Source organism: uncultured Halopseudomonas sp. (genome assembly GCF_963977355.1).
Lineage (GTDB): Bacteria > Pseudomonadota > Gammaproteobacteria > Pseudomonadales > Pseudomonadaceae > Halopseudomonas.
Map to the genome: position 1 here is coordinate 97,790 of NZ_CAXBOV010000015.1, position 7,723 is coordinate 105,512.

At 57.2% G+C, this 7,723-nt stretch carries 6 protein-coding genes; all 6 read right to left on the reverse strand.

Annotation, left to right across the window (positions count from 1 at the left end; translation table 11 throughout):
• Positions 1 to 19: 19 nt before the first annotated feature.
• The 6 genes from fliG to AAC076_RS10295 all read right to left on the reverse strand — a co-directional run bounded on the left by fliG (position 20) and on the right by AAC076_RS10295 (position 7,510).
• Entirely contained in the window at positions 20 to 1,045 is a 1,026-nt protein-coding gene (gene fliG, locus AAC076_RS10270) for a flagellar motor switch protein FliG (RefSeq protein WP_339845180.1), read from the reverse strand.
• Positions 1,038 to 2,777, reverse strand: coding sequence for a flagellar basal-body MS-ring/collar protein FliF (gene fliF / locus AAC076_RS10275; RefSeq protein ID WP_339845181.1), 1,740 nt, complete (start codon positions 2,775 to 2,777; stop codon positions 1,038 to 1,040). Before fliF ends, fliG begins: the two co-directional genes overlap by 8 nt.
• Before the next feature lie 27 nt (positions 2,778 to 2,804).
• Positions 2,805 to 3,143 (reverse strand): flagellar hook-basal body complex protein FliE, encoded by a 339-nt coding sequence (gene fliE / locus AAC076_RS10280; protein WP_339845182.1) that lies wholly within the window; start codon positions 3,141 to 3,143, stop codon positions 2,805 to 2,807.
• Between the two features lie 71 nt (positions 3,144 to 3,214).
• Positions 3,215 to 4,681, reverse strand: a complete 1,467-nt coding sequence (locus AAC076_RS10285; protein ID WP_339845185.1) for a sigma-54 dependent transcriptional regulator — start codon at positions 4,679 to 4,681, stop codon at positions 3,215 to 3,217.
• Positions 4,678 to 5,931, reverse strand: coding sequence for an ATP-binding protein (locus AAC076_RS10290; RefSeq protein WP_339845188.1), 1,254 nt, complete (start codon positions 5,929 to 5,931; stop codon positions 4,678 to 4,680). The genes AAC076_RS10285 and AAC076_RS10290 overlap by 4 nt, the downstream gene beginning before the upstream one ends.
• Positions 5,932 to 6,043: 112 nt before the next feature.
• Complete coding sequence (locus AAC076_RS10295; protein WP_339845191.1) at positions 6,044 to 7,510, reverse strand: sigma-54 dependent transcriptional regulator; 1,467 nt, start codon at positions 7,508 to 7,510, stop codon at positions 6,044 to 6,046.
• Between the last annotated feature and the right edge of the window lie 213 nt (positions 7,511 to 7,723).

Here is a 7,723-nt window from a genome sequence, read left to right on the forward strand (position 1 = left end):
GCTTTCCAGTACCGGCATATCAAATCATCTCCTCGCCGCCCTTGCCGCCCAGAACAATTTCGCCTGCGTCGGCCATGCGCCGCGCGATAGTGAGAATTTCCTTTTGCGCAGCTTCGACCTCGCTGATGCGGACTGGACCCTTGGCCTCCAGATCATCTTGCAGCAATTCTGAAGCGCGCTTTGACATGTTCTTGAGAATCTTGTCCTTGATCGCCTCGTCAGCTCCCTTGAGGGCAATGATCAGCACATCGGAGGAAATCTCCCGCAGCAGCGCCTGGATGCCACGGTCGTCGACGTCTGCAAGGTTGTCGAACACAAACATCAGATCCTCGATCTTGCTGGAAAGGTCTTCATCCATGTCACGGATGGCTTCGATGATCTGGGATTCAGTGCTCGACTCAAGGAAGTTCATGATGTCTGCCGTACGCTTGACGCCACCCATGTTGGCCCGTGTTGTATTGGAGTTACCGGCAAACTGCTTTTCAAGGATCTCGTTGAGCTCCTTGAGCGCTGATGGCTGTACCGTATTAAGGGATGCCACACGCAGCAACACGTCCAGACGAACCTTGTGATCGAAATAACCAATCACCTCGGCCGCCATATCGGGATCGAGGTAGGCCACTACGATCGCCTGAATCTGGGGATGTTCAAAACGGATGACGTCGGCCACAGCCCTGGGCTCCATCCATTTGAGACTGTCCAGGCCCGACGTGCTGCCGCCCAGCAGAATACGATCTACCAGCCCGTTGGCCTTGTCTTCACCCAGAGCCTGGGTAAGCATTGTCCGAATATAGCTGTCAGCACCAACACCCAGGCCTGTCTGCTCTCCGACAGTTTCGATGAAGTCACCCATGACCTGGTGCACCTGCTCGCGATTGACGGTTCGCAGACCCGCCATGGCACTACCAACCCGCTGGACCTCTTTCGGTCCCATGTGCTTGAGAAGCGCTGCGGCGTCGGACTCACCCAGGCTCAACAAAAAGATCGCGGCCTTATCCAGCTTTGATAGCTTGGCGGGGCGCTTGGCAGCTGCTTCTTCACTCATCGGCGTTGATCCACTCTTTGACTACCTGGGCGACCCGGCCGGTATCTTCAGCCAGCAGACCCTTGATTGCATTCAGTTGCTGTTCGTAATCGGCACCGGGTGACGGCAGGAGCATAGCGGCCCCTGCGCCACCAGCGACAGCACCAGACAAACTGACGTGGTCGTCGCGTAGATCGCTGCCCAGTTCGTCCGAACCGCCATACTCCGCAGGATATCCGCCAGCCCCATTGTCACGACTATTGGTTGTCAGGTTTTTAAGTACGGGGCGCAGCACACCGAATACCAGGATAAGTATGAACAGAACACCCAGTATCTGCTTGGCAACGTCCCAGAACCAGGGCTGCGACCAGAATGGGATCTCTGGCAGCGGCTCCAATGCTGCTTGAGCCACGAAAGGACTGTTGACGACGCTGACGCTGTCACCGCGGCTCACATCATAGCCTACTGCATCCTGAACCAGTCGCGTCAACCGGGCAAGATCGGCTTCGGTCAGCGGTATGCGTGTGCTTTCGCCCGTCTCCGGATTAACGGTAACCGGATCATCCACTACGACTGCCACAGACAACCGCGCAAGCCTGCCCTGCTGCTGGCGTGTGTAGCTGATCTGGCGATCGAGTTCAAAGTTGCGGGTGGCCTGCTGACGGGTATCCATCGGAGAGGCGCCCGGGAGGGGAGCACCTTCAACGGCCGGATCGGCGGGCTGTTCGGGTACCTGTGTAGCGCCGGGGGGCTGATTGGTCAGAGCGCCGGGAATACCTCTAGCCTCCTGACCGGCGCCACGGGCCTCAGTCATGACCTGCTCACTGCGCAGAGCAGACTCGGGACTGTACATTTCGGCAGTGGACTCAACAGTACTGAAGTCGACCTCCGCAGACACCTCGGCACGGTAGCGGCCTTCCCCGACGATGGGTAGCAGAATTCCGTTAACCCGCCGCTCGTAACTCTCTTCCATGCGTCTGGCGTAGTCAAATTGACGTCCCGCTACAGTCAGCTCGCTCAATTCACTCTGGTCGGAAAGCAGATTGCCCGCCTGGTCAACGATGGTGACCTGGTCCTTATCCAACTCGGGAACGCTGGTAGCCACGAGATTGACGATAGCCATGACCTGCGCCGGCTCAAGCGAACGTCCCGAATACATCTCCAGCAGTACCGAGGCGCTAGGCTTGCGCTCATCACGCACAAACACGGTGGAACGGGGCATGGCAATGTGCACACGCGTCGACTTGATGTTGTACATACTGGAAATGGTACGGGCGATCTCACCCTCGAGGCCGCGTCTGTAGGTTGCCGCCTCCATGAACTGACTGGTACCCAGGCCCCGCTCGCGATCGAGAATTTCGAAACCCAGATTGTCATCACGGGGCGTTACACCAGCACCGGCCAGACGCATGCGGGCATCGTTGATATCGGCACTGGCGACCAGCAGCGCGCCGGTGTTGGGATCGATACGATACTCGATACGACTGGTTTGCAGGATTTCTGTCACCTGAGCCGAATCGAAGCGCTGCATGTCGTTGTAGAGAATCTGATAATCAGGCTGCTGTGACCAGAGCACAACTGCAAAACCGATGGCGACACTGGCAGCCAGCCCGACCAGAAGACCAAACTGACGCAGCATGGGTAGCTGAGCCAGGTTGTCCAGGAAGCTCATACCCAGAAACGGCTTGCGGTCAGCGCCCGTGCTTGCCTGGGGCCGGGTGACCGGTGTATTTGCAGTGTTCGCGGAATCCATTTTCTACCCTCGGTCAATCACAGCAAATCAGATGGGCATGTTCATGATGCTTTCGTAGGCAGTCACCATCTTGTTCCGCACCTGTAAAGCTGCCTGGAACGCGACACTGGATTTCTGCGAAGCAATCATTACCTGGGTGAGATCAATACCGGCGTCGCCACGCTCATAGCCAGTTTGCAGTTCAGAAGTAGTTTTCTGTAATTCGCTGACCCGGTCCACTGCATTTTTCAGTAGATCGTCGAAAGCGGGGCCTTTGACGTCGGCGTTCTGCTCCAAAGGCGTCGGCGCTTGCGGCCGACCCATGGCTTCCATCTGCATGGAACGCATCTGCAACATCAAACGATTGAACTCGACACCCTGGGTCATACCAATCTCCAAACCGTATTTTTTTGACGGCGACTGTAGCTTTAAGATTGATATAGCAAGATCGATGCCAACTAAAAACGCATCTCGACATCCAGACCGGCATCACGCATCTGGGCGAGCTTATAGCGAAGGGTGCGAGGGCTGATGCCCAGCTTGTCCGCAGCCTCTTTGCGGCGGCCCCGCTCGGCTCGCAACACGTCAAGAATCAACTGGTACTCGCGCTGGCGCACACCGACACCGAGGTCGGTTGTCAGATTGCAGGCAGAGCGACTGGCGGGCTCAGACGGATCTCCGGCCGGCGTCGGATTGCCGCCGCGGTCCTCATAGCCCATATCTGGCATAGTCGGAGCACTGAACGAAGGGCGCTCAGAGAGCCCCGTAGCCGCTGGAGTAACAGGGCTGCCCGGCAATACCGAAAGACACAGGTCCTGAGCATGGATCACACCACCGTGCTGCAGAATGAGCGCGCGTTGCACGGCGTTGTCCAACTCGCGAACGTTACCCGGCCAGCCATGCTGACGCATAGCCTGACAGGCATCCTCAGCGAATCGCACGGGAGGCTGATTCATCTTGCGTATATGCTTGTCGAGCAGACGCTGAGCGATAGGTACGATGTCACCAACGCGCCCTCTCAGGGGTTGCCATTGCAGCGGAAAAACACCGAGCCGATAGTACAGATCTTCCCGGAAACGCCCCGCCGCCACTTCCGCTGGCAAATCACGGTTGGTGGTAGCAATCACTCGGATATCAAGCTGGATGAGCTTCCGTCCGCCAACGCGCTCGACTTCACGTTCCTGCAATACGCGCAGTAATTTTGCCTGAAGCGCCAGCGGCATCTCGGATATCTCGTCCAGCAGCAAGGTACCACCGTTGGCCTGCTCGAACTTGCCGGACTGCGCTGCTACGGCGCCGGTGAAGGCGCCCTTCTCGTGACCGAAAAGCGTCGCCTCCAGCATGTTGTCAGGAATGGCGGCGCAGTTGATCGCAATAAACGGTTGTTGAGCCCGCGAGGACGCCTGGTGAATATAGCGCGCCAGAACCTCCTTACCGGTGCCGGACTCGCCGGAAATCAACACCGTCGAATCACTGGCCGCAACCCGGCTGGCGAGTTGCAATAATTGTTGACTGGCCGGCTCCACCGCCACTGGGCCTTCAAGCTTGCCTGATTGCAACCGACCAAGCGCATACTGACCCAACAGATCAAGCAATGCCTTCGGCTCGAATGGCTTGACCAGGTAATCGACCGCCCCATCGCGCATGGCGCCAACGGCGTTCTGAACGGTGCCATAAGCGGTCATCAACAACACCGGCAGCTGCGGATGCTGCACACGCAGAGCGCGTAAAAGGCCATGCCCATCCATACCCGGCATATTTACATCGCTGACCACCATGCAGACCGACTCGCGCTGCAACAGCGCCAGAGCGGATTCACCATCACCCGCTTCAATATAGTCGTACCCTCCCAGGGTAAGGGTATCGGCCAAGGCTTCACGCAGGGCGCGGTCGTCTTCAACCAGAAGAATGCGTGGCTTACTCATGGAGCTGCTTCCGGATCGATGTAATTTGTGGCTGCAGCCTGTAAAGGCAAAAGGAGTTCAGCACAGGTACCCCAGCCTGCCTTGCTGCGCAGGAAAAACGCGCCGCCATGGGCCGCAGCCACCGACTTGACCACAGAAACACCCAGACCTGTGCCCTGCGACCGGGTGGTAAAGAAGGGCTCACCTATCTGGGCGCGCTGCGCAGCATCCATACCGCATCCGGTATCGATTACCGCCAGACTGAGCTGACCCTCGATCAATCGCGCACAGACTTTCAGCCGCGGATAATGTCCGCCGGCCTGTATGGCATTGTCTATCAGGTTGGTCATTGCCCCGATCAAGGTATCCTGATTACAGCGCAGTAGTGCCTGGCTGTCACAACGATTATCCCAGCGGCAGGTCGCGCCGGCATGGCCCAGCATGGGTTCGGCTTGCTGGCGCAACGCATCGAAAAATTCGGCGACGGTCAACTTCTCGGTCAGAGACAGGTCCCCTTTGGCGAACAAGAGCATGTCCCTCACCTGATGCTCTATAGTCTGCAACCTGCAAGTCAGGCGCTCGCCGAAGCGCTGCCGGTGTTCCGCTGGCAGGGCTGTGTCATTCAAATGGCTGGCGTAGAGCATCGCTGTAGAAAGTGGAGTACGAATCTGGTGGGCAAGCGACGCAACCATACGCCCCAGAGCGGAAAGTCGCTCGTGGCGGGCTAACTGGCTTTGTAGCTGACGGGTTTCGGTCTGATCATTGATCAGGATGATCTGGCCCGGCTCTCCGTTGAGCGAGCGGGTGGCCAAAGAAACGCGACGGCCACTGCGCAGGGATACCTCATGATAATCATCGTCCCGCGGCGCAAAACGCTCGCGGATCAGATCACGCCAGAGCTGACCTTCCAAGGGCTCCCCGAGCAGTTCGCGGGCAGCCGGATTGGCTTCGCGAACCCTGCCGTTGCCATCAAGGACAACCACGCCGCCGGGCAACAGATCCAGCAAATTCTGCAAGCGTGAAGCCAGGCAGGCCTTTTCGGCCAGCTCCTGGTCTCGCTGCACGCGGGCCTGATCCAATTGCCCCTGGAGAGAGGCGACCTGCGCCTGCAACAGTGTATGGGAGGAGGACAGCCGGTCCGACATTTCCTTGAACAACGCATGGGCCCGTTGCAGCTGAGCTTCGCTGCGCTGCGGACGTGCGCCGGGGTCACTAACCTGATGGTCAGTGTCGGTGTCAGTCGCGGGCAGGTGTTGGGCAGTCAGAACCATTGGGTATCCCCTGATTACAATACGTCTCGTCAGGGGTGATAAAGCAAGGCCTGTGCCATCTAATGCGAATGCATATATATCATGCACTTACGGACATTCTTGCAAATACGCGTCAGTCTTCTGACAGATCAGCGCCACGGTTAATACCGTACTTGCGCATCTTCTCGACCAGGGTAGTTCGGCGAATACGCAGTCGTTCAGCAGCTCGCGCAACAACGCTATTACATTCATCAAGCGCCTGCTGAATCAGCGTCTGCTCCAGACCACCCAGATACTCCTTGAGGTCCAGCCCTTCCGGTGGAAGATAAGCTGGACTATCGAGTCCGACCAGGCCGCTGAAAGCTTCGTCACGCTCATCTTCATCCGCGCTCAGCTTGCGCAGGTCTTCCTGATCATCTTCCACATAACGGAATTTGCGCGGTAACTCACCGACACCAATCACGCCGTGGGGATGCATGATTGCCATCCGTTCGACAAGATTGGCCAGCTCGCGCACATTGCCTGGCCAGTCGTGCTGACACAGCGACATAATGGCCGAGGTGCTGAAACGAATCGAGCCACGCTTTTCCTTTTCCAGGCGGGTGATCAACTCATTGAGCAGCAGGGGAAGATCCTCAATGCGCTCACGCATGGCTGGCATCTCGATCGGGAACACGTGCAGGCGATAGTAGAGGTCCTCACGGAACCCACCTGCCTCGATCATGGTTTCGAGATTTTTGTGGGTCGCCGCAATCACCCGCACATCAGCAACCTGTACTTTATTGCTGCCGACACGCTCAAAGGTTCTCTCCTGCAGGACACGCAGCAGCTTGACCTGCATCGGCAGAGGCATGTCGCCGATTTCATCAAGAAACAAAGTGCCGCCCTGGGCGAGCTCGAAGCGGCCTGCACGGCTGGTAATCGCTCCGGTAAACGCACCCTTCTCGTGGCCGAACAGCTCGCTCTCAAGCAGCTCAGCCGGTATAGCGCCGCAATTGACCGGCACAAACGGCTGATCCTTGCGTTTGGAGTGGTAATGCAGGTTACGCGCAACCACTTCCTTGCCCGTGCCCGACTCACCAAGAATCAACACAGTGGCTTCGGTATCGGCCACCTGTTGCATCATCTGTCGCACTGACTGAATACTGCGGCTGGTACCAACAAGACTACGAAACAGATTGGGCTCACGCTGACGCTGACGATTGCGCTCGTCGAACACCTCGCGGTAAACCTGAGCTCGATGCAATGCATCGAGCAACTGGTTATAGCCCAGGGGCGGGGTAAGCACAGCGAGTAGACGCTGGCGGAGATGCTCAGGCCAGTGCGCAGCCTGTTCTGCGTCCTGCAATATGACCGGGAGGTTTTCGTCCCACTTGTCCAACTGTCCAAGTAAGCCCTGAACACCAATTGACTGTTCACAGTACCCGAGGATCACGCATTTGAAGAAACCGGGACTGGTATCCTGTTTTTCCACATCTGTTTGCCAATCGGCTGAGGTGGTCAAAACAACTTCTTCGCCCAGGAAGGCAAGAATCACGCTCAGGTCCTGACGACCTTGAGGCGCATCATCGATCAGCAAAATATGGCTGTTGGGCAACATAGGCGAGGTGGGCGTCCTGTAAACACACATTATAGGGCCCGGTGCTTTGATAGCGGAGGGCCACACTTATAATCTTTGCCTAAAGGTAGTCAGATTTACAGTGCGAGTCAAATAGTTGGCGCAGTTTTATGGCACTTTAATACGATGCCCAAAATGTTTGTGTCAATGGCCATTAATTTTGACCCACTTTTGGCCAATAAAATTGACCCACTT

What these genes read in the sequence shown, in the direction of transcription:
- AAC076_RS10295 (WP_339845191.1), bottom strand. Translation starts at nt 7,510, where the DNA reads ATGTTGCCCAACAGCCATATTTTGCTGATCGATGATGCGCCTCAAGGT.
- fliE (WP_339845182.1), bottom strand. Translation starts at nt 3,143, where the DNA reads ATGACCCAGGGTGTCGAGTTCAATCGTTTGATGTTGCAGATGCGTTCC.
- fliF (WP_339845181.1), bottom strand. Translation starts at nt 2,777, where the DNA reads ATGGATTCCGCGAACACTGCAAATACACCGGTCACCCGGCCCCAGGCA.
- AAC076_RS10285 (WP_339845185.1), bottom strand. Translation starts at nt 4,681, where the DNA reads ATGAGTAAGCCACGCATTCTTCTGGTTGAAGACGACCGCGCCCTGCGT.
- AAC076_RS10290 (WP_339845188.1), bottom strand. Translation starts at nt 5,931, where the DNA reads ATGGTTCTGACTGCCCAACACCTGCCCGCGACTGACACCGACACTGAC.
- fliG (WP_339845180.1), bottom strand. Translation starts at nt 1,045, where the DNA reads ATGAGTGAAGAAGCAGCTGCCAAGCGCCCCGCCAAGCTATCAAAGCTG.